General features: G+C 51.7%; 15 protein-coding genes. 4 read left to right on the forward strand and 11 right to left on the reverse strand.

What is annotated here, in order from left to right:
* Positions 1–108 precede the first annotated feature (108 nt).
* Positions 109–1,002 carry a carbohydrate ABC transporter permease gene (locus tag EYB31_RS17470; protein WP_240762534.1) on the forward strand — a complete coding sequence of 298 codons (894 nt, stop codon included), beginning with the start codon at positions 109–111 and terminating at the stop codon, positions 1,000–1,002.
* On the forward strand, positions 995–1,837 hold the full coding sequence (locus tag EYB31_RS17475) for a carbohydrate ABC transporter permease (protein WP_131014662.1): 843 nt from the start codon (positions 995–997) through the stop codon (positions 1,835–1,837). The genes EYB31_RS17470 and EYB31_RS17475 overlap by 8 nt, the downstream gene beginning before the upstream one ends.
* A gap of 95 nt (positions 1,838–1,932) precedes the next feature.
* Here EYB31_RS17475 and EYB31_RS17480 read toward each other — a convergent pair whose 3' ends face one another.
* The 9 genes from EYB31_RS17480 to EYB31_RS17520 all read right to left on the reverse strand — a co-directional run bounded on the left by EYB31_RS17480 (position 1,933) and on the right by EYB31_RS17520 (position 9,934).
* Entirely contained in the window at positions 1,933–2,820 is an 888-nt protein-coding gene (locus EYB31_RS17480) for a DUF3473 domain-containing protein (RefSeq protein WP_131014884.1), read from the reverse strand.
* 1 nt (position 2,821) lies between these two features.
* Entirely contained in the window at positions 2,822–3,529 is a 708-nt protein-coding gene (locus EYB31_RS17485; RefSeq protein ID WP_276322059.1) for a class I SAM-dependent methyltransferase, read from the reverse strand.
* Positions 3,516–4,580 (reverse strand): GNAT family N-acetyltransferase, encoded by a 1,065-nt coding sequence (locus EYB31_RS17490; protein WP_165452465.1) that lies wholly within the window; start codon positions 4,578–4,580, stop codon positions 3,516–3,518. The genes EYB31_RS17485 and EYB31_RS17490 overlap by 14 nt, the downstream gene beginning before the upstream one ends.
* The gene (locus tag EYB31_RS17495; protein ID WP_131014665.1) at positions 4,565–4,903 is read right to left on the reverse strand and encodes a hypothetical protein; all 339 of its coding nucleotides are present in this window, start codon (positions 4,901–4,903) and stop codon (positions 4,565–4,567) included. The genes EYB31_RS17490 and EYB31_RS17495 overlap by 16 nt, the downstream gene beginning before the upstream one ends.
* 11 nt (positions 4,904–4,914) lie before the next feature.
* Positions 4,915–5,298, reverse strand: a complete 384-nt coding sequence (locus EYB31_RS17500; RefSeq protein WP_131014666.1) for a DUF2304 domain-containing protein — start codon at positions 5,296–5,298, stop codon at positions 4,915–4,917.
* Between the two features lie 7 nt (positions 5,299–5,305).
* Positions 5,306–6,013: a glycosyltransferase family 2 protein gene (locus EYB31_RS17505; RefSeq protein ID WP_131014667.1), complete on the reverse strand. Its 708-nt coding sequence runs from the start codon at positions 6,011–6,013 to the stop codon at positions 5,306–5,308.
* Positions 5,986–7,251: a glycosyltransferase family 39 protein gene (locus EYB31_RS17510; protein WP_131014668.1), complete on the reverse strand. Its 1,266-nt coding sequence runs from the start codon at positions 7,249–7,251 to the stop codon at positions 5,986–5,988. The genes EYB31_RS17505 and EYB31_RS17510 overlap by 28 nt, the downstream gene beginning before the upstream one ends.
* Before the next feature lie 213 nt (positions 7,252–7,464).
* A complete protein-coding gene (locus EYB31_RS17515; RefSeq protein WP_131014669.1) occupies positions 7,465–8,310 on the reverse strand; it encodes a glycosyltransferase family 2 protein in 846 nt (281 codons plus the stop codon).
* Between the two features lie 67 nt (positions 8,311–8,377).
* Positions 8,378–9,934: a stalk domain-containing protein gene (locus EYB31_RS17520; protein WP_165452466.1), complete on the reverse strand. Its 1,557-nt coding sequence runs from the start codon at positions 9,932–9,934 to the stop codon at positions 8,378–8,380.
* Between the two features lie 238 nt (positions 9,935–10,172).
* On the opposite strand from EYB31_RS17520, the gene EYB31_RS17525 reads away from it, so the two are divergent.
* Both EYB31_RS17525 and EYB31_RS17530 read left to right on the forward strand, forming a co-directional pair.
* Complete coding sequence (locus EYB31_RS17525) at positions 10,173–10,598, forward strand: MarR family winged helix-turn-helix transcriptional regulator (protein ID WP_131014671.1); 426 nt, start codon at positions 10,173–10,175, stop codon at positions 10,596–10,598.
* A gap of 58 nt (positions 10,599–10,656) precedes the next feature.
* Positions 10,657–11,934 carry an MFS transporter gene (locus EYB31_RS17530; protein ID WP_131014672.1) on the forward strand — a complete coding sequence of 426 codons (1,278 nt, stop codon included), beginning with the start codon at positions 10,657–10,659 and terminating at the stop codon, positions 11,932–11,934.
* A 32-nt stretch (positions 11,935–11,966) separates the two neighbouring features.
* Here the strand turns inward: EYB31_RS17530 and EYB31_RS17535 are convergent, their stop codons facing one another.
* The gene (locus EYB31_RS17535; RefSeq protein ID WP_131014885.1) at positions 11,967–12,803 is read right to left on the reverse strand and encodes a YitT family protein; all 837 of its coding nucleotides are present in this window, start codon (positions 12,801–12,803) and stop codon (positions 11,967–11,969) included.
* A gap of 153 nt (positions 12,804–12,956) precedes the next feature.
* Positions 12,957–21,476, reverse strand: a complete 8,520-nt coding sequence (locus tag EYB31_RS17540; RefSeq protein WP_131014673.1) for an S-layer homology domain-containing protein — start codon at positions 21,474–21,476, stop codon at positions 12,957–12,959.
* Positions 21,477–21,483: the final 7 nt, after the last annotated feature.

Below are 21,483 nucleotides of genomic sequence, written 5' to 3' on the forward strand. Positions count from 1 at the left end.
GGCTCGCTTGCGCGATGCCGGGTATCCCCTTCGCCAAGCCTGCGCTTGGCGAAATTTATGCAGCCTGCACATATAACAACGAATAGATAAGCGGAGGAAGAACCTATTGTGAGTACGCATTCAGGAAAATTGATGCAGCGTGAAAAATGGTACGGCTACCTGTTCATCTCGCCGATGGTTCTCGGATATGCGCTGTTTTTGCTCGGACCGATCATCGCCGCCTTTGGGATGAGTTTTACGAACTGGTCACTAATCAAGGAAGAAGAGTTTATCGGGCTTGCCAATTATGCAAGAGCATTTACCCAAGACCCGGTCTTTTGGAACACGGTGTGGAATTCATTTTACTTCTCGATTGTGTTCGTACCGCTGAATATTGCTCTGACGCTGGGGCTGGCACTGCTGCTGAAAGAGAAAATATGGGGCGTAAGCCTGTTCAGGACGGTGCTGTTTACGCCTGTTGTCACCTCCATCGTCGTATGGGCGGTGGTCTGGAAATACATCTTCCAAACCGACAACGGGCTCATTAATTCCATCCTTCATCTATTTGACGTCACGGGTCCGGCGTGGCTTTACAATTTGAGCTTGGCGATGCCGACGGTTATTCTCGTCACCTTGCTGAAGGGGCTTGGCGTCAACATGGTTATTTTTCTTGCCGCCCTGAACGAAGTGCCCCAGATGTATTATGAAGCGGCCACGATTGACGGAGCCTCCCGGTGGAAAACGTTCCGGAACGTCACGTTGCCTCTCATTACACCTTCGGTGTTTATGGTCGTCGTCATCACGATGATCGGCTCGCTTAAGGTGTTCGGGCAAATCTATGTCTTGACCGGAGGCGGGCCGGGCACCAGCACGTACGTGTTTGTGTATTACATCTACCAGCTGGCGTTTAAAATGTACGAATTCGGGTATGCGTCGGCCATTTCTTTTATATTGTTTTTTATTATCTTGATGTTGACCTTGCTCCAATGGAATTTGCGAAGGAGGTGGGTACACAATGAGTAACTTGTCTCGTTCGGCTGCGGGCATCCGTTTGCTGAAATATGCGCTGCTTTCGGTGATTTCGCTGATCATTCTCGTGCCATTCTACTGGATGGTCAGCTCGTCGCTCAAAACGTTCCAGCACGTGCTTTCCTTCCCGCCGCAGTGGATTCCAAACCCGCTCCATTGGAGCAACTACGCCGACTTATTCGTTAAGCAGCCGTTCCATCTCTACTTGTTTAACAGCTTGTACATTGCCGCCGCCGTTACGGCAGGCACCTGTGTGCTTGCCGCACTAGCCGGCTATGCCTTCGCCAAAATCGCCTTTCCGTGGAAAAACGCGATTTTCCTTACATTGCTCAGCAGCATGATGATTCCTACGGAGGTCACGACGATTCCGCTGTTTACTTGGCTGTCCAAAGTCGGGCTGGTGGATACGCATTTCCCGCTGATTGTGCCTCCGATGCTCGGAGCCGGCGGGATGTTTGGGGTATTTTTGTGCAGGCAGTTTTTCCTCGGTATCCCCAGCGATCTGGATGAGGCGGCCAAAATCGACGGCTGCACGCCATGGAAAACGTTCTATCGGATTATGCTGCCGCTGGCGACGCCGGCGATGGCGACGCTGTCGATCCTGACGTTTCTGCACAGCTGGAACGAGTTTTTCGAACCGCTCGTTTACTTGAATTCGAGCAAGCTGTACACCATCCCGCTTGCCCTTTCCTTATTCACCTCGGACAGCGGCACGGAGTGGCACCTCGTGATGGCCGCCTCCGTTGTGGCGACAGTTCCGCTGCTCACAGTATTTTTTTTCGCGCAAAAGAAGTTTATCGAGGGCATTGCGATGACCGGACTAAAATAAAAAGCGGCTGTACGAAACAAAACAAACGCCTCCGGAGACCATTCCAGCTCACTGCTCATTGGAATAGTTTTCGGGAGGCGTTTGTTGCCGTATGCTTACCATTTCAGCCCGTGCTGGCGCTGTAAATGCTCGGAGATGGAGGTGAAACGGAAGCTTTTCATGATCGACTCCAGCTTTGCTTCGGTCCCGCGTACGTTGTAATAATGGATAAAATGCTCTTTGGCCGGCAGGTCCAACTGATGCTCGTTTGCATCGACTTCCCGCGGGTGCAAGTACACAATCGCGCTTTTCCCCTGGCGGTTGGCGGAGCGGATCGCCTGCTTAATGAAGAAACGCGGGAAAAAGCGGAAGTAAAATCCGCCGGAATACCCCATATTGCGCCCGGCCAGCTTCATTACCGACATCGGGACCTCGAATAAGTCAAGCTCCCTCCCGTTCACTCTGGGTTTATGGATCTCCGTAGGCGCGGTTGGAATGCCGTACAGGAACGTTTTGACCGGAAAAATGCTCGCATCGTACTTCAGGCCAAGCTCCTCCAGCGCCAATAAATAATGCAGATTGCGCTCCACAATCGACCACGACGGTGCGCGGTAACCAAGCACCGGCTTGCCGGTCAAATTCTCCAATATATCAACGGACTTCTTCACGTCCGCTTTAAATTCCTCGTACGTTTGCTTGTAAGCCAGTTCATGCCCGTACCCGTGGGATGCGACATCATGGCCCTCGTCGGCGATAGCCCGAACCACATCCGGGTAATTCTCGCCAATGCAGCCCAGTACGAAAAAGGTCCCCTTGCAGCCCGCCTCGCTGCACAAGCGAAGCAAGGTGTCCATGTGCGCTCTGAAGCTGGAGCCTTTGCTGAGATCGGGCACGACATTGTCGTAATTGGCGTGGAACCATTCCTCGATATCGAAGGTAAGCATATTGCTTACCTCCGGCTGATTCGCCGCAGCTGCGGAACCCCCGGCCTGTGCGCCTGTCATCTTAGTCAATGTTCTTTCTCCCTTTGATCGCAAATGAAGTGGAGAACATACTCGACATCAGTCCGTCCCCGCTACCTTGGGTAACAAATTTGAACGGATGGTATATTTTCAAAAATTCGATCTGCCCAAAGCCGTATTTGCTGAATACGCGCTTCAGCTCGTCCATCGTGTACATCTTCTCGAACTTCTTGCTTTTCTCGAACAGCTTGAGCATTTTCCGCTGCACCGAACCCTTGTTCAACGTCTCGATCAGCAGTGTGCCTCCTGGCTTGGTTACCCGGGCCAGCTCTTTCAACACGTTCTCGTATTGCTCAATCAGTTGGATCACCCCAATGCACATAACCACATCGAACTTGCCGTTCTCAAAGCTGAGCGCAGTCAAATCCTCGGATGACGTACGCAAGCCCCGGGCGGCGGCATGCTCAAGGCTTTTTACGGAAAAATCGACGCCGTATACCGTGTTGTTCTTTACCAGAGGTTCGCTGAACGCGCCTACGCCGCAGCCTGCATCCAGAATCTCCTTGCCCTCAAGCCGTCCCAGCCAACGAAGCGTGTTGTCCCGCTGCATAAAAAAGCTTTCCTCGTTGAAATAATCGGACGACTTGACCGATGCGCCGAACGTTTCCGCTTTATTGTCGAAATATTGCTTCCAATTGGAATTGCCCATGATTTTATGCATCCTCCGGTTTTTTGCACTACGGCATAATATATGGAATCAACCGTTTCCCTACCGCGCGGGTAATAAAGCCGGGAGTTACCTTCCACAGCTCCACAAACAGGCTTAAGTTCGTCTTGTCGGGCGCTCCGGCCCCCTGCGTGCCACCGGTATATGTTACGTATCTCAGCTGCTGCGGTTTCGCACCCCACTGCTGCTTGTATTTGTATGTCCCCGACCCCGTTTGCGAGCGGCCAAGATCCAACTGCTTCAACCCGTTGCCGATACCGAACCGAACCGCTTCCCAATACATGAAATTGTTCAAATATTTATGATTGTACTGCGGCAGGTTGGCCCCGTACGGATAATACAACGTCGAGTCTCCGGGACTTGTCAACAGCAGCATGCCGCCAACAACGTCGCCGTTTTCCCGGTCCAATACAGTCAGCAAATGACTATGCTCGGGCAAATGGTCAAAAAAGCTTTGAAAAAACCGAATATCCGGCGCCGGCGAGCCAAGCTGCTTCATCCGGATGACATACACCCGGTAAAACCGCTCCAGTTGGGATTTGTCGTAGGAAACGTCAAACCAGTTGTTTTTGTACACCTTCCGCACATGGTTCCGGTTGCTGCTTGAAGATAAAGCCAGCACCTTCTCTTCGTCTTCTTCCAGCGGCAGCACAAATGTGTGGTTGTGAAGATTAGCCGACCAGTTGCCGTTGTCTATGTGCTGCTCCTTCAGCCGCAGCTCGACGTAACTTAACCGGTGCCGTTCTCTGATGCCGGCCACCACTTCGACCGCGTATTGAAACGCCTCTTCGCCGCTTGCGCAGATGTCCGTGTAATTGACGAAGGGCAGCGAAACCCCTGCCTTCTTGAGGCCAAGATTACGTCCCGCCACCAGCGGAAGGATCGCGCAGATCCGGCCTTGCTTATCCAATACAGCGTGATATAAGCACTTGTATCCGAAGGAGCTTAGCAGCACCTGCCTGAATGCGGTCGTATGGAAAATGGTGCCCTTGGATGACGCGAACCGGTCCCATTCATCCCTCATCGCTTCCGTATAGGCTACACAGCTGAACATCATCGTTATCCTTTCAACCAAAAAAATACGCCGATCATAATAAAACCGCAGCCAGCCCATTTCATCATACTGATGTGCTCCTGAAAGATAAGAATGGACACCGCGACAAGCAAAATATATTGAATGCTCGATACGAAAGTGACATAACTGAGATCAAACGCCGAAAGGCAGTACACCCAGATGACGGCAGCCAAAGCATATGCCGCAAACCCTGCGACAATCAGCGGCGACGAGATGTAGCTCATGACGATCGACAGGAGGCCCCCGTCGAATTGAATCGACCTGCCCCCCAGTTTGAGCAATGTCTGCGCCAATACAGTCATCGATACGCTGGCGAAAAGCATTACATACTTAATTATAATTCCACCTCATTATTTAATTTCTTCTCCAGCTCCTCAAGCTTGAGTTTGGTAAGTCCAAGCTCCTGCGTGAGGGCTTTGTTATGCATCTTCAAACCGGATATGCTGACGCTCATGTTCAGCAGCAGCAAATAGGCGCAAGCGATCAGAATGGCGAAAAACGCCGACGGCGCGTAATAAACCCCGATCAAGTCGGAGAATTCCTCCATCAGATCGGTAAATACCGACATCACCAGCGTAAACACGCCGATCAGAAACCACACAAGCGAATATTTCTCCCGGATCATATGTGCTCTGACCATAAAAAACACGGAAACGATAATGATCAAGCTGAATACGATCCCCATCAGCTGAACGCTGTATATATGCCCTTCCGCCATCGTCAAATCACCACCTTGTCCGCGTATAGGAGAAGAGTATCGACATAATAACCTTCACCATGTAATACGGGCTTTTGATCGGCGTAATCGATGATGTGCCGTGCTCCCGCGCTCTCATTTCAACGCCGACTTCGCTAATTTTGAGCCCGTGTTTCTTCAGCAGAATGATCGCATCCGGCTCAGGATAATCTTCGGGGTAAAATTTGCAAAGCAGCTCGATGCTCTTCCGGTTGTAGATCCGGAAGCCCGAGGTGCTGTCCGTCACCTTCGTATCAATCAGCAGCCTGAACAGCAAGTCAAATACCTTGATGCCCAGCCTCCTCGCCCAGGTTGTCCGGAATGACTGCACATCCAGAAACCGCGAACCGATCACCATATCGCAGCCGCTTTGCGCCATCGCGCCAACCAGTTTGTTGACTTCCTTGGGGATATGCTGCCCGTCGCCGTCAATCTGCACCATGTATTGATAATCGTAGATATACGCATACTTGAACCCGGTCTGTACCGCGCCGCCGATGCCTAGGTTGTAAGGCAGATCCACGACCTTCACGTCCTTCGCTTTCCTGGCGGCAGCCGATGTGCCGTCAAGCGAACAATCGTTGATCACAAGAATATCCGCATTGGGGATACTGTCCCGGATGTCGCCGATGACCCGCAAAATGTTGTTTTGTTCGTTAAAGGCCGGAATTACAAGGAGTATTTTTTCTTTTTCCATAGCAGCTTCCCCGTATATTTTTTTATCATGTAGATGGCAGCGTAGATGATCCGCTCAGCTCCGTAACCGACAATAATGACGATAAACGGGATGGCCGGCGCCCTGTACCTGTACAAGCCGTCGATAAAGAAGACGATACAGAATATAAATATGGCAAGCACAATCAGCCACAAAATGGACGCTTTACGGAACGTTCCGGTTTTGAAAGCGGACACAGTACTTAGAATAAACAGCAGACTTGGCATCAGGTTATCCGCGAATTTGACGATGCCGCGCTTGCTGTGTAAATCGATGTCCCACACCCATCTTCCCAGGAAAGCAAGCGCTCTTCTTGCATAAATAACCAAGATGTGGTCCCAATTATGGATCAGGAAGCTTAGGATTAAGCTGTTGAAGATGTTGATCGTATAATCCGGCCTAAAGAAATGGTCATAATTGGAAGGTTTGTCGTAAATCCAGCCCTTAGCGTAAATGTTGTACAGTACTTTTTTGGCATTAAACTGCATGGAGGTAATAAGAGGGTCAAGTTTATGTCCCAAATACAAAGAAAGAGATGCAATAATCAGGATCGTTAAACTGCCGCCTATAGCCAACCGGTGTTTTTTGAGGAAAGTGAAGATCGTTTCCCGGTGCGTGTTCAAAAGCAAGTAAATGGCAATAAACATCACCATGACGATACCTGTCGGTTTAAAGACAAGCATATATATAGCGGAAACGATAAAGAGGATCTTGTACGCTTTTTTGCCTGTGTCCTTAAACTGCAGCAGGAAGTAGACGCAAAGCAATAACAAGCTGATGAAGAAGCTGTCGGCAAGGACGTATACGGTCCATAAAGTGATGTCCCACAAATCATGGAAGAAGTACCCTGCCAAAATGGCGGTTGTCCGATTAAACAGTATGCGGGCAATCTTGTATACGAGAATGACGCTGAGTGCAGCGGTGACTACCTGTATATACATAACAATAAGCGGATCTTTGACAATAGCGAGCAGCAGCGCCAGCAGCACATTAAACCCGATGTACATCAGGTCGTTCATTTCGTGGCCGATGCTGAAGGTGGCAATCAAGTTTTGCGCGTAATCAATGTACCATTGGGCGTCTTCGGAATAGGGGAGACCCTTGCCAGAGGATAGCAAGTAGAGTAAATAACGCAATCTCACATCCAGAGAAAGCAGCGCGAGTGGAATATAGTAAATGAAGTCCCGATCTTTAAGTTTGTGATATAGTTGCAGCAGCACTCATCCACAGCTCCAAATTACAGTATACAGTTGTGAGGTTCTTCTATTTCTCAGGAAAAGATATTCCGCATCAGTCCTGTCATAGATTGGTTCTCGCTACCCTTATTTTGCACTGAGGCACCGCATTTTGGCAATAGTTTTTTATTTGGCGCGCGCACAAAAAGGCCGCTGCTGTCGAATGCTTGACCGGCGGCCTGCTGTTTGAACAAAATACTATGTCGTTAAAGTATCGAAAGTAATATTTTTACTTTTAAATTCTTCTTCCGTGTCGCAAAATGTCAGTTTTCCATAGGGGCGGCGATTGTCCAAATATTGGGGTATGCCCAGCTTCCGGAGGTTATCGCTGAACATGACATAATCAAACCGGGCGGTCCCGTCAATATAACGGACGTGCTGCAAAACATCGCTGCGGACCAGATAGGTGCAGTGGACCACCTCGACTTCGATTAATCCTTTGATGCTTAAATTAAACAGCGCATAATACAGATCGTGATGTCTGTAGTAGCCGTTTTCATCGGTTACAAAATGGTAGTTGGAGTAGAGGCTGAGCGGATTGTCGCCGTTGCGCAGCATCGGGCCGACAACGGGCAGGCCGGTAGCGAGCAGCGCTTCGAGCGTCTCCGGCACGATAAAATTGTCGCAATCCACGACAAAATAGTGGGTTCCGCGCGCTTTCGCCCATTCCACCGATTCTTGGCGGATACGCGTCAGCACATCCAGCTTTAAAGGGTTCCAATCATGCGGGCTGTAATCTTGAACCGGCTCCTTGACGTTGCCCCCGTCGTAGTAAATTTCGGAATATTTATCCTTTACCTTCTCGATCCATTGCTCCAGCAGCTCCGCTGTATGATCGGTATTGTTGTTCGTGCGTATATACAGCTTGATTTTCGAAGCGGGGTACGTTTGCTTTTCGATCAGTTCGAGGTACAGCGACAGCACATGCGCTTTTTGCTTGGCCAAAATGGCAATCGTGACGAACTCGGTAGGCTCCGTAATACATATCACATCCTTTCTTTTTCGTTTATAGTATGAAAACTGCCGCAGTAAAGTTCGTTTCATGCCAAAACCCGCCTCTAGACAGAAGCGGGTTTTATCGGTCGGCGCCGGCTGCGGCGCCTGGTATGGGTTATGACGATTGCTGCTTAATCTGCTTAAGCGCGCTGTTGTGCTGGTCGTTCTCATTTTTCAGCTCGGTATTGTAGCTTTTGGTCAGCGCGGACACTTGGTCCTTAAGCTCCGCGATACGGCGCTGTGCCGATCCGAGTGCATATAGCTTCGTAAGCTGCTCCTGAATGTCGGACAGCTGCTTATTCAGCTCCTCCATGGCCGCATCCCCCGAGCTGTTATAATCTCTGGAAATGCTGTTCATTTTCTCGATAATATCGGATTGCTTCTTATTCGCTTCTTGCAGCGCTTTGTCATATGCCGCTTGGGTGGAATAGATCCCTGGATTATCCTTACGGATCTGAGTGATCTGATCCTCCAGCACCTTCTTGTTCTGCGCATACCGCTCCTTGATTTGCTTCAACGCTTTATCGTGGCGGTCATTTTCATACGTCGTCGGATCGGTTACGGTCGGGTTCGTATTGGGGATCGTACTGGTTCCGTCCCCCATATCCACCTTGCTCATCTGCACGTTGTTGGAGTACTCGCTTACGGACAGCAGGTTGCCCTTCTTGTCGTATAGATACATCGTGCCGTCCATCAAGTTATTTTTATAAGGACCCATCAGCTTTTCGCCTTTGGTTGTGGTGTAGACGCCTTGGCCCTCACGGTTGCCGTCGATAAATTCGCCTTCGAACACATCTCCGTTTTTGTAGACGATCTTGCCGGTGCCGCTAGGCTGATCCCCGGCGAATGGACCGACGTATTTATCGCCGTTGTCATAATACAGCGTGCCCTTCTCGCGTTCGCCGTCGACAAAAGTCCCGTCATAGACCAACTTGCCTGCAGTGGAATATTGTTTTCCCGACCCGTTAAACACGCCGTCTTTGATTGCAATATCATATTCCATCTGACCGTTGTCGTAATAACTCTTCTGGCGGCCGTCCCAAGTCAGTCCGCTCACCATCGTTCCGTCAAATAGCGGCTTGCCTGCAGCGCTTACGATTTTCCCCCTGCCCTCGGGCAGGTCGTTTTTCATCTGGCCGGTATACTTGCTGCCGTCTGGAAAAACGTATTCGCCCTTTTCCGAGCCTAACACCGGTTTGGCCCCTCCTCCGGACAGGCCTACATTCGGCTTGGAGCCGGCAGGACTTTTCAAGTAGATCGCGGCCGTACTTTGAACCCATTTCACTTCTTTTCCGCTTGCTTCGCTGACAAACCGCAAAGGCACAAATGTATTTCCGTCGACCAGCCGCGGAGCCAGGTCCAGCTTGCGCACATCGTCATTCACATAAGCGTCAATATCGTCGATGGTCAGTGTAATCTTCAAAGAATCATTGGTACCCGTTACGGTTTGCGTAGCGGCGTCCCAGCCCACCGTCAGGCCCAATCTCTCAAATATCGGCCGAAATTGAACCAATGTCGTCCCATCATCCAAAATCGGCGGCACGTCAAATTTGACCAGCTTATTGTCCAAATATACTTTAACTTGACGCTCTGCTGCCGCATGCACCGTAGCAGGCAGCGCGATAGCCGTTACCATCAAGCATGCGCTCAGCACAGCTTTCCACTTCTTCACTGAAGTTCCCTCCCAAGGGCATTCCATGAGGAATGCATGTATCGTAAGCGTTGCAAAACGTTTCCTTCAGGAAAACGAGTCAAAATCGCGGTTCTGTTTTTTTGAACTTACCGTTATTTTATAATAATCGGCAGAAAGAGTCGAAGGTTGAAGGTTTTTTTGGGTATTGACGGGGGAAAAGGTTTTGTTTATATTTGTTGTACATACAAAATAGACGAATGAGAGGAGAATAACGACCATGGATGACGGCTTCTTACATACTTGCCTGTTTTTTACCGCTAACCGGCTAGGCCGCGCCATCACTAAAATGGCCGAGGAGGAATTCGCCTCGACCGGACTGACCCCCATGTACGGCTATCTCATTCGTTTGGTCAACGGAGCCCCCGGCATCTCGCAAAAGGAGCTTTCCGAGAAGCTGAGCGTCACTGCATCCACACTGACTCGGTTCATCGATAAATTGGAAGTTAAACGGCTCGTAGAACGGAAAGTGCAAGGTAAAACCGTGCTCGTTTACCCCACCGATAAAGGAAGACAACTGGAGCCAACCATCCGTGCCGCATCCAAAAGTTTGCACAGCCGGTATGAGGCCATTCTAGGGGTCGAAGCTGCCAACCAGCTGACCGAATTGCTGGAGACGACTAGCAGCCAGCTTGAAAAGGCATAATTTCTACGATTTGTTGTTTGTATGTACAAACAAAATAAATAGATGGAGTGAGCAGCGCATGGACGAGAGTAGAACAAAAACCGGCTTTTATTACGGTTGGATCGTCATTCTGATTACCTTTGTAACCTTGCTTGTATCGGCGGGGATCCGTTCGATGCCAAGCATCCTGATGCTCCCTTTTGAAAAAGAATACGGCTGGAACCGCGGCAGCATCTCCTCCGTTGTCTCCACCGGCATCTTCCTTTACGGGTTGATCGGCCCATTCTCTGCGGCCATGCTGGAGAAATTCGGCATCCGCAAGGTAATGGTTATTTCCATGGCGGTGCTGGCCGTCAGCTTATCCGTCACGCCTTTCATGACGGCCTTATGGCAATTCGAGCTATTGTGGGGCGTTGTGGCCGGGCTTGGCAGCGGTATGCTTGCCAACGTGCTTGGTGTCACCGTTGCCAATCACTGGTTTGTCAAACGAAAAGGTTTGGTCGTCGGGATGCTGACGGCCAGCGCCGCGACAGGACAGCTGCTTTTCCTGCCGATGCTAGCCCAAATTACGGTCAGTGTCGGCTGGAGATATTCGGTGTATACAGCCGTTGCCGCTTTGATCGTGCTGCTCGTTGTAGTCGCTATCTGGATGCGCAATGATCCTTACGATATCGGGGCGGCCCCGTACGGGAGCGAAAGCCCGGTCAAACCGGTGTTTTTTACCGGCAGCTTGTTCCTCGCGCCGCTGCAGGCGCTAAGGGAAGGAATGGCGAGCAAAACGTTCTGGCTGCTGGCAGGCACATTCTTTTTCTGCGGCTTTTCGACCAATGGCCTCATCGGCACCCATCTCATTCCTGCTTGCGGCGACTTCGGCATTGCTGAGGTAATGGCCGCGGGACTGCTCGCTCTGATGGGGCTGTTCGACTTATTGGGCACAACGTTGTCAGGCTGGCTCTCCGACCGCTTCGACAGCCGCTGGCTGCTATTCTGGTATTACGGGCTTCGCGGCCTGTCTCTGCTGTTCCTGCCTTACGCGCTGGCTGCAGGCCCAACCGAGCTGCTTATCTTCTCCGTATTTTACGGCTTGGATTGGATCGCGACCGTACCGCCTACCGTGAAATTAGCCGCCAATGAATTCGGCAGGGCCAAATCCGGAATGATCTTCGGCTGGGTTGTCGTCGCCCATCAATTGGGCGCTTCCGCCGCCGCTTACGGGGCAGGTGCGATGCGAGACTTCTTTGGCTCCTACACGGTGCCGTTTGTTACCGCTGGATTCGTCTGCTTGTTTGCTGCATTAATGGCGGTGCGAATCGCCAAAATCGGCGCCGCTGTGCGCCAATCGCATGCAGCGCAATAACCGGCAGCTGGCCGCTGAACCATGATGCGGTTTCATTTTGACAGCTCGACAAAACCTTTGCCGAACACGTCACGCACATCATGAATAGCGATAAACGCGTCTTTATCGTGCGACTTGACGATTTTCTTCAGCAGGCTGATTTCCTGCTTGCTCAATATAATATAAAGCACCTCTTTCGGCGCTTTAGTATAGTAGCCATGCCCGTGCAAAACGGTGACGCCCCGGTCGAGCAGCACATTCACCTGCTCGGCTATGCGTTGGTGCTCGGCGGAAATAATGGTCGCGGCTTTCTTGGGATTAAGTCCTTCAATGATAAAATCCATCACTTTGGCCCCAACGTAAAGCATAATGATCGTCAGCATCAAGCTTTTTGAACCGATGATAAAATAAGAGCAGCCTGCGACCGCCAAATCCAGAAACAGCAGCGTATAGCTGATGTTCCAATCGAAGTATTTGTTGGCGATCCTCGCCAGGATCGTCGACCCCGCAGTCGTGCCTCCCGCGCGGATAATTAATCCCAAGCCGATACCGGCGAATACGCCGCCGAATATCGCGTTGACCAGCAGCTCGTCGGAATCGATACGCCAGTTTTCCGTCACATATAGGAAAAATGAATTGAAAACTACGGCGATAATGGTGTATACAATCGTCATTTTGTCTAGAAACTTATAACCTATCAGCAGCAGGAAAGAATTAAGCACGAAGTTAACCAGACCCGGCGACCATTGAAACAGATAATATAAAATGATGGTGAGGCCCGTAACCCCGCCTTCTCCGAACTTATTCGGAATGACAAAAAGATTGACGGCCAGCGCGAACAAGAGCGACCCTACCATCAGTAAAACGATATCTTTGCTTTTTTGTTTCAACATCACGTCACACCGCCAATTGCACAATTATCTTATGATTATAGCAGCAGCGGCCCAAAACGATAACCCGCATTTTGCCGGATAAAATGGTACAAGGCTGCCCTAAGACGCGTCATACTGCGTCGCAGGGCAGCCTTGCTTGTTATGCCTATGTTACCAGAGTTCTTCAGGGATCATCTTCAGCAGTGTCTCCGAACCGTCGGGATTACGGGTAAATTCGTGAGTAATCGCACTTTCTTCAACCTGCTCGAAAGCCCAGTGCTCCGGCGTCATATCCGGGAAACTGACTTCCGCCCCGCGAAGCGGGCCTCGATAAAGCAGACGGTTAATCATAGTGACCGCCTCAGAGCGAATCATGGACGCATCCGGCTTGAACGTGCCGTCCGGATAACCTTCGATCACATGATGACGATAAATTTGCTCCGTCATATTTCGGGCCCAGTGGCCGCTTGTATCCGTGAAATGGACATTGACCGGCGGCCGTTCCGTCAATTTCAGGAATCTTGCAATCACCGCGCTAAGCTCGGCTCTAGTAATCGCCTGATCCGGCATAAAGCTGTTATCCTCATAACCGCCGAACAACCCGGCGCGGGATGCCGCTTCGATATAACCGCCGGCCCAGAAGGAAGGCTCTACATCGCTGTACAGTTTTTCACCTTTGACGGTGCTCTGCAAATCCATAATTCGCGCGAAAATCGCAGCAATTTCCGCCCGGGTGATGGAACGGTCCGCTTTAAACAATCCGTCCGGATATCCCGCAATATAACGCTTGTGCAGCTGCTGCCCGTAACGGGAGCTGAACAACATCACCTGAAGGCCGGACTGGTCGTCCTCCGGATTGATCGTTGGCGCCGATGTGCTGATACGCGCTTCATTATGCATGATCGTCTCCGATTGCTGCAGCAGCTTGTCGACGACAAGCACCTGATAAACGATTTTGCCGGAGGCGTTCGCCGCCAAATCGCCAAGGCTCCAGCGGATCACCCCATTGCCTACAATTCCTTCCGCTGCGTCCTGCACCGTCGTAAATTCCGGAATTTGCGCTTCGGCGACGACATTTGGTGCTGTATGGGCCGATTTGTTAACATATTCGATCGTGTACGTAATGACTCCGCCTTCGGGGTAGGCCGCCCGGTCGCTGAACAAGTCGACAGCCACATCGGTTTGCGTCCCAGTCGGTGCAGGCGCCGGTTCCGCTGTTGCCGATCCTCCCGAACCTGCCGACAGCGCCTCAACCGGCTTGCTGCTTCCGGTCAGCACCCTCCTCATTTGGATATCGTGCCGCACGATCGAATCCTCTACGCTGATGATCGGACTCGTATAAGTGTAGTACGTCGGTTTATTAGCGGTGACGACATAATCGGTATTGCCGTACACCATATACGCATAAAACCCGTAAACGTCCGTATCCTGCGGATTATGGTTATCATTCGGAGCGAAGCCGATCAGTTCGGGCAAATTAACAAGCGTGCCCGGCGTCCGCCCGTTCGTCCGGTTGCGATCCGTATCGGCATAACGCAATTCCACATGCGCGCCTGGGATCAGTTCGCCCGTTCCTATATCGGTCACCGTACCGTAAGGGTCGATCAGCTCCATGGCGATGTTCATCTCGCCGTTTTGCTGCACCACCAGTTCAGGCAGCGCGCCGTCGGCTTTGCGGTTGACGATGATTTCCTGGCCCGGCGCTACTTCCGCCACGATGACCAGCCTATAAGAGCCCGCATTGATGTTCTGCGCGCTGAATGCGCCAAACTCGTTGATCGGGAAATCAAGACGCGTACCGTCCGACTTCGTCACTATGCTGCCTTGGCTGTCGAGCAGATAACCTTTCATCGCGGCATACAGCTGTTTGGTCAGCTGTGTTGTCTGCTGATCCGGATTTTTCCCGAGCAGAATGCCGCTAACGGTTTTCGTCGAAGGGAATTTTTCCCGTCCATCTTCTGTAATAACGCCCGCAGCCGCGGATTGTTCAAACGAAATATATTGCGTTTGTCCACCAATTTGCACAGGTTTGGTGATTTTCAAGTCGTAAGTCTCGTTGCCGCGCGGAATGGCGATCAGGTAAGAACCGTCCGACTTGGTCACGACACGTGCGGCGAAATCGGTGATACCATCGCCGTTAAAGTCTTTGGTTGCTTCCACAACGGCTCCCGCCACCGGTTGCGATACGCCGTTTACCATCTCGGTTACGATACCGAATATCGCTCCCGGGTCAAAAGTAATGACAATTTCCGCTGTAGCGTATAGATTGCGCACCGGATCCTGCACGTCGATGACAACGGGTAAACGCTGAGAGGAAACTCCTGTAACAACATCGGAACGGAGCGGCACCTTGGCTTCGCCCTTCTCATCGGTTACAGCCGTAGTTCCTTTCGGAAATGCGCCTTTACCGGTCGGTGACGAAAATGTCACGGTGACGCCGGCAACCGGCTTGCCCGTCGTGTCGGAAACAATTGCCGTGAGTTCGGTTTCCGAATTGCCATCGCCGAGAATAGTGGAAGGATCGGCGCTCAGCGTGACGCGGTAAGGCGACAGGCTCATATCGACAACGATCGTATTGACCGTACCATCCTTCGGCAATGCATAAAATTCCTTCTGAGAATCGGCGTAACCGTCTTTTGTTGCACTCAGATCATAGCGATTCACCGTTACATCATCAAACCTGTAATTTCCGTTTGCGTCCGTGGTCGTATCCGCGACGGATGTTCCGGATGCAGGATCGATTAGTGTCACTTTCGCGCCGGCAATCGGCGTTTTGGCCGCGGCGTCGGTAATTTGTCCTTGTACGACGATTTTGTATTTGACGGCAAACGGATTGTTGGCTCCTACCGGCCCGGTAGTCGTGTCGATTTCCAGCTGGCTCCCGTTTGCGTCCTTGCCGACAAACGTAACCTCATAGCTGCCGGCTGCAATATCGTCCGGCAGGCGCTGCGCCAAGCTCCAAAGCTTGTAGCCGTCCAACACGTAGGTTTTATCGTTTACCAGCTTCATGGCCATTTCCGGACTGGCTGTACCGTTGCTGTAGATGGCTCCTACACCGGCTACATGCACAGCGCTTACCGCGCTTGCCCTATAAGAGTCGCCATGTCCATATACCGGCAGCTTCCAGTTTTCGCGCAGTTGATCGCCGCTCCAGCCGTCAAGCGGGATCCCTGTGACGGTTACCTTATCTTGCACGAAGCTGCTGCTTCCGCTCTTCTGGCCGGTTGCGGTCAGCTTGTAAATGTGCGGCGCCGCCTCATTGTACGGCGTTTCCTGCGGCACGTGGACAATCAGCTTCAGCGCCCTGGAACCTCCCGCATCAAGCTGCACTGCGAGAACCCCGCCGACATTATAACCATCGGCAATATATTCCCATACCCAGCTTCCGCCTATTAATCTGCCGCTGGCGATTTTATCGATTTGTCCCTCGACATACAAATCTGCCGGGAAAGGACCGTATTCAATCGACATCAGGAAGAGATCGCGGCCTGCGCCGTTATTGGTCAACGTATGATCAAAAGTCGCATCCTTGCCCGCTGTCAAAGTCACATCGCCAAATGGGCTTAATATGTGCTGGCCTTTTACAATGACATCAATACCGGACGTGGATAACGGGCCATATTGTTTGCCGCCGCTATTAGGCAGCGAGTAATATGTCTCCAGGTTCGCCTGCACATAAACGGAGGTCGTCACATTGGTCGTATTGTGCGAACCTATACGGAATGTCAGTTGGCGCGTGGCACCGACAGGAATCGCGTCGATGCTCCAAGTGATATGGTTGGCGTCCTTGGTCACTTGTTCGCCCGCTGCTCCCGACCCTACATTGACCAGATACACGTCGTTTGTGACGGACAAGGTCATTTTAGCCGAATAAGCCGTGCTGTGTCCGTTTATGTTGTTTACAGTCAGAATAAAGCTGCTGTTGTCGCCGGTTGTCGTCAGCTGCGTTTTGTCGACACTGATTCCAACGCCTACATTAGGTTCTATCACCGTTTGCTGCATCGGCGACGGCACCGTAAGTGTCTTAGGCGAGGAATCCGCCGCTGCTGATAAATACGTGACGCTAGGCTGGTACATCGCCGTATACGGCGAACTGCTCGGGGTATTGCCGCCGGACAGCTTGATTTTAGTCGTTACAGTAACAGTCGTATCTCCCGTTACGTCGCCGATCACATAGCCGTTATCTGCGGACGAATACGGCAGCTTTGTGCCGGTAGGCTCTCCCAGCCATACGCCGTCGATATCCTGCTCCGTAAGTCCGGTTGGCGGCAATACGACATGGAAAGCCGTACTTGCTCCCGGCGAGTGAACAACGAGCTTATAGGTCAGCGTGTCTCCGGGACGGACCGTAGTGGTGTTGCCGCTGCCGTATGTGTTGTCCGTTACGCTTGCCGTTAAAGCAGCCGGCGCGGTGGACAACGTAACATTTGTGGGCGCCGCAATCGTGTACACCTTTGCTTTTTGATCGACCGTATCTTTTGGTGTCGGGGTTGACTCGTAGCTGCTAATCGTAGGAACAATCGTGATATTGTTCAAGCCGGCTCCGACAGCCGAAGTGGCCGCTAAATCAAACGTCAACGATTTTGTGCTGCTGCCATCGACCTTGAAGTTTTTCCAGCTGATCTTGCCGCCGCTAAAGGTGCCTCCCCCGGTAATATTCGATACGGACAATCCGACCGGGATGCTCGCTTCCAGACTTGGAACATAAGCCGGTCCGGGCCATGAATTCGTCAATGTATAGCCTACCTGAATCGTGCCCGTGCTGTCCGAAAATTGTGTCTGCGCAACGCCGTTGGTAGCAATCGCCAAATTCGGCTGTACGACGTCGACCGATGTCGTCTGCGATGCCGTCATCTTATTGGCTGCGCTGGCGGTCGGTTTCCAGCCGGCAGACGCAGTTGTGCCAAACGTCGCCTTATTGGTTTGAAACTCTCCGGTTGTCGGGCTGTTCTGGCTATACAACGCCCTGACTCGAATTACATTGGTATAAGTAATCCCTTCCGGTTTTACCGTCGGGTCCGGACTTGTGCCTAGATGCAGCGTCAGCTTGCCGTTGGCGTCGGGACCGTCATATGTTTTGATGCTGGCTTGCGGATCAAACGTGACATTGACCAGCTCGAATGTTTTGCCTGCTCCCGAAATAAGCCCTGCGATCGTATCCTCCACATTGAGCTCAAATGCCTGCGTCGCCGGGGGCACGGTTACCTTCAGCTCGTAATCGACCGTATCTCCTGGCCGTATGCGGGCCTTGTCTCCAGGGAGAATATATGTCGTGTCGCCGGCATTGCTTGTAGCGATAATTTTGTATGCCAGCGAAACGTCCGGCACGGTCAGCGAAGCATTCGCCGTCGCGGCAACATATCTCATCGATCTTATATCGTCGTCGCCGGCAACGTCTTGATTTTTCCTCGTATCGTTTTGGTAAGCCTCATCCGATACATAATAATCGCCGGTTATTCCATTTACGCTAAAGCTCGCTCCCGAGCCCTTCACATCGATCAGTTGAACGGTCAGATCAAACTGCTCCGACGCCATGGCGTTCAAATCCCGCTTCGCAAACGTTACGGAGAGACCGTCCGGAGCAATAACCCCGGTTTCCGCGGTACCGTTTTTAACGGCGCTCGCTAGTTTATAACCCTCAGGCACGGTTACTTTAGGCACAAAATCATATGCAACGCCGTTGCCGTTATTTTGAATCGTAAACGTCAGCGGCTTAGCCGGATCGCTTTTCTCCAGCTGAAGCGAGTTCGGGTTAATGGAAGCCGTCAGATTCGGCGTTTTTACCGTAACCGACACCTTGGCCGTCGTGTTCGTATGATGAACTTTTCCGCTGCCGCTCGCGTCATCCCAATCGAACACGGCAGCCGCCTGCTGCACTTCCGTATATTGCGATCCGGTTGTACCGGTTAACCGGTCAATCTTGGCTTTAATATAATACGTATAGGCCGTTGTGACAGACGGGAGCGTAGTCACCGTCAAATTCCCGAAGACCAGCTTGCCGTTGCTCCATACCGTTTCAGGAGCTACGGGAGCTGCTGGAGGCGTATAAGCATAGACGTTCGCCGCCACGGTCGTCCCTGTGTGAGTCACACTGTTATAAGCCGACATCACTTCAAGCAGCGACTCGTTGTTTGGCAGCGTATCGGTGAGAAGCGGATTATAAGCCGTGATGCCCGTTGGCAGATCGACATTCAACTTATACACGACCCAGTCGCCGACGCGCAAATCGTTTTGAGCGCGTGCTCGTAAAGTCGTTCCGTCGAAGGCCACACCTTCAATGAATGTTTTTGTTACTGTCGCATCTTTCGCCTGCATTGTTGTTTTTGCATTTTCGTCGTTGGTGTAAGACTTAATTACACCGCTGGGTTGACCGTAGTAATCGATATGAGACTTTTGCTTGATTTCCTTCAATGCGCCGATCGGATTAAGTACGGTCGCCTTGTACGTCAGCGTAACCGTTTGACCCGGATCGATCTTTACGAGCGCCGGATTGTTTTCGTGCTTGAATTCAAGTGGAATGACCCCCGCTCCATCCGGGCTGCCCGCAGTAAACGGATTGCCGGACTGCACCGGGTTTACCAGTTCCACAGGCAGATACTCGGTCAGCTTGACGTCATATGCGGGTACAGTCGAATTGTTTTTAACATCTATGGCAATAGTAACCGTCTGCCCCCCGTTAACCCTGACCAGGCTGGAAGAAGCATCCACCTTACGCGCCGTCACGCTTAAACTTGGGGCCGTATAATTCAGACTGACGCTGTCGCGCTGGCTTTGGACGCGGCTGCCTGAATTCTGATAAGACAGGTTGACCAGGTTTTCTGCGGCTTTGCTAATATCGGCGTCGGCTACATTCTGAACCTCAATCGTCACCTGGGCTACATCGTCCACATTGTCATTGACGTCTCCCAAGTCCCAATACAGCATATTGGATTCAGCTGTGTAAGACGGAGACTTGCCCTTCAGCATGAAGGCAGTATCCGTGATAACCCCATCCGATTGAATCGTCGTTCTTGTTCCCCCTGAACTTACCGACGGTTTTGTGCCCAGCGGCAAGAAATCGACCACTTCCACCTTATGTTGCTTGGCGACAAAATCGCTCGACTTGTAATAAACGGAGAACGTCACGGTATCTCCGATCGTCACCTTGCCGAGTTTATCCGTTGAAGGCGACACCGGGGCCAAACCGTTGATGGCGGTAATCGCTTCGCTGATTTTCGGCGCTTTGATCGTAACGGTCGTGTTTTCCGTATCACTTACAATTAATCCGGATTCGGTCGAAGTACCGCTGACGGTGGCCTCATTATCAATGCTGTCGCCCGCATAAATCGGACCTGTTCCGTAAGTTCCCCCTGACCAGTTGCTGTCGACGGTCGTTTTATATGTAATGGTTTGCTCCGTCTGTTTCGGAAAATTCCCGAGATTCCAAGTCAGCGTCGTAACTCCCGCCGCTTTCTCGTAGTCCGTTGCGGGCGCAACCGGAGGCACGGGTGCGAGACTGGCGCTGCCAGAGTTGTAAGTTTGCCCGTCGCCAATCTTGTCGGTCACGGTAACTCCGCTTACATCATAATACTCGTTGGTCTTTACGTTTAACGTGTAGTTCAATACCGTGCCATACCCAACATCGACCGGCGTAACCGTCTTATAGATTACAATATCCTTGGCGACGAAAACGTCGTACTCAAGCGAGCCGGCCGGCAGCGATAGACCGGTTACCGTAGGCGTATAGATCAGCATGCCTTTAACCATCGTGTCGTGAGCCAGATCGGCGCCTTTGTTGTCGGCTTGCGCCAGCGTCGTCTTTGTCATGTCAAAACTTTTATCGAGAAAAGCTCCCTTATAGGTGAGGTGTTTCGTTTCGCTGGCCCCCAGGGTGATATTGCCCCATGAAACGTAACGCTTGTTGCTTGCAAAATCATACGTTTCGGAAGCCGTGAGAGCGAGGCTGCCGAACTTAGCTTCATACAACTCCAATTCCCCGCCCGCCTCGTGCTTTAAGCCGGACAACGTAGTCGGGTACCTCGAATTGTTGACAATCTCGAAATCGACATCCAATTTTCCATACTCATCACCCGACGCCGGGGCGCTCGAATTGGCTCCCGCCCCTTTTACCTGCTTACCCGCTTTGGACGGTGTAATGGTAAACGGAATGATCGTTACCTGCCTCGAAGCCGTCGCGCTTGCCACAGACGGCGGCTCGTATAGGACACGAGGCACGCTGGTGCCGTACAAATTCATCCTAATGCCCAGTTCGGAGCTGAACTCCACCAGCCCCCCCGAGTTCTTTACTCTGTAGCTGCCAAGCGAGTTGATCGTTAGCGTAAACGAGTACGCTTCACCCGGAGCGACGTTCTTGAAGTCCTTCCAATACGTCGTCTCCTGACCTAAAACGAGGTTTCCTGTTTTCGACGTGTACGCCGGCAGCTTGGCGTCCTGAACGCCCAATGCCAAGCCATCGTCGAGCACCAACTCCATGCCTACGTTATAGGCCCAGTTAGTGGAACTGGTATTCGTGATCGTTACACCCACTTTCGAATCCCTGCCAAGAACAATTTCCCCGCCCGTATCCAAGGTTACGCTTAACAAACCCGGCGCTACCGGCGATGGGGTCGCAGCCGATGCGACGACGGCTCCAAGAATCATCTCTAGCAGCAGTAAAACCACGAGCCCGCCGGAAATCCACTTTCTCCTCATCTCTTTC

The organism is Paenibacillus thalictri (assembly GCF_004307995.1).
Lineage (GTDB): Bacteria > Bacillota > Bacilli > Paenibacillales > NBRC-103111 > Paenibacillus_AF > Paenibacillus_AF thalictri.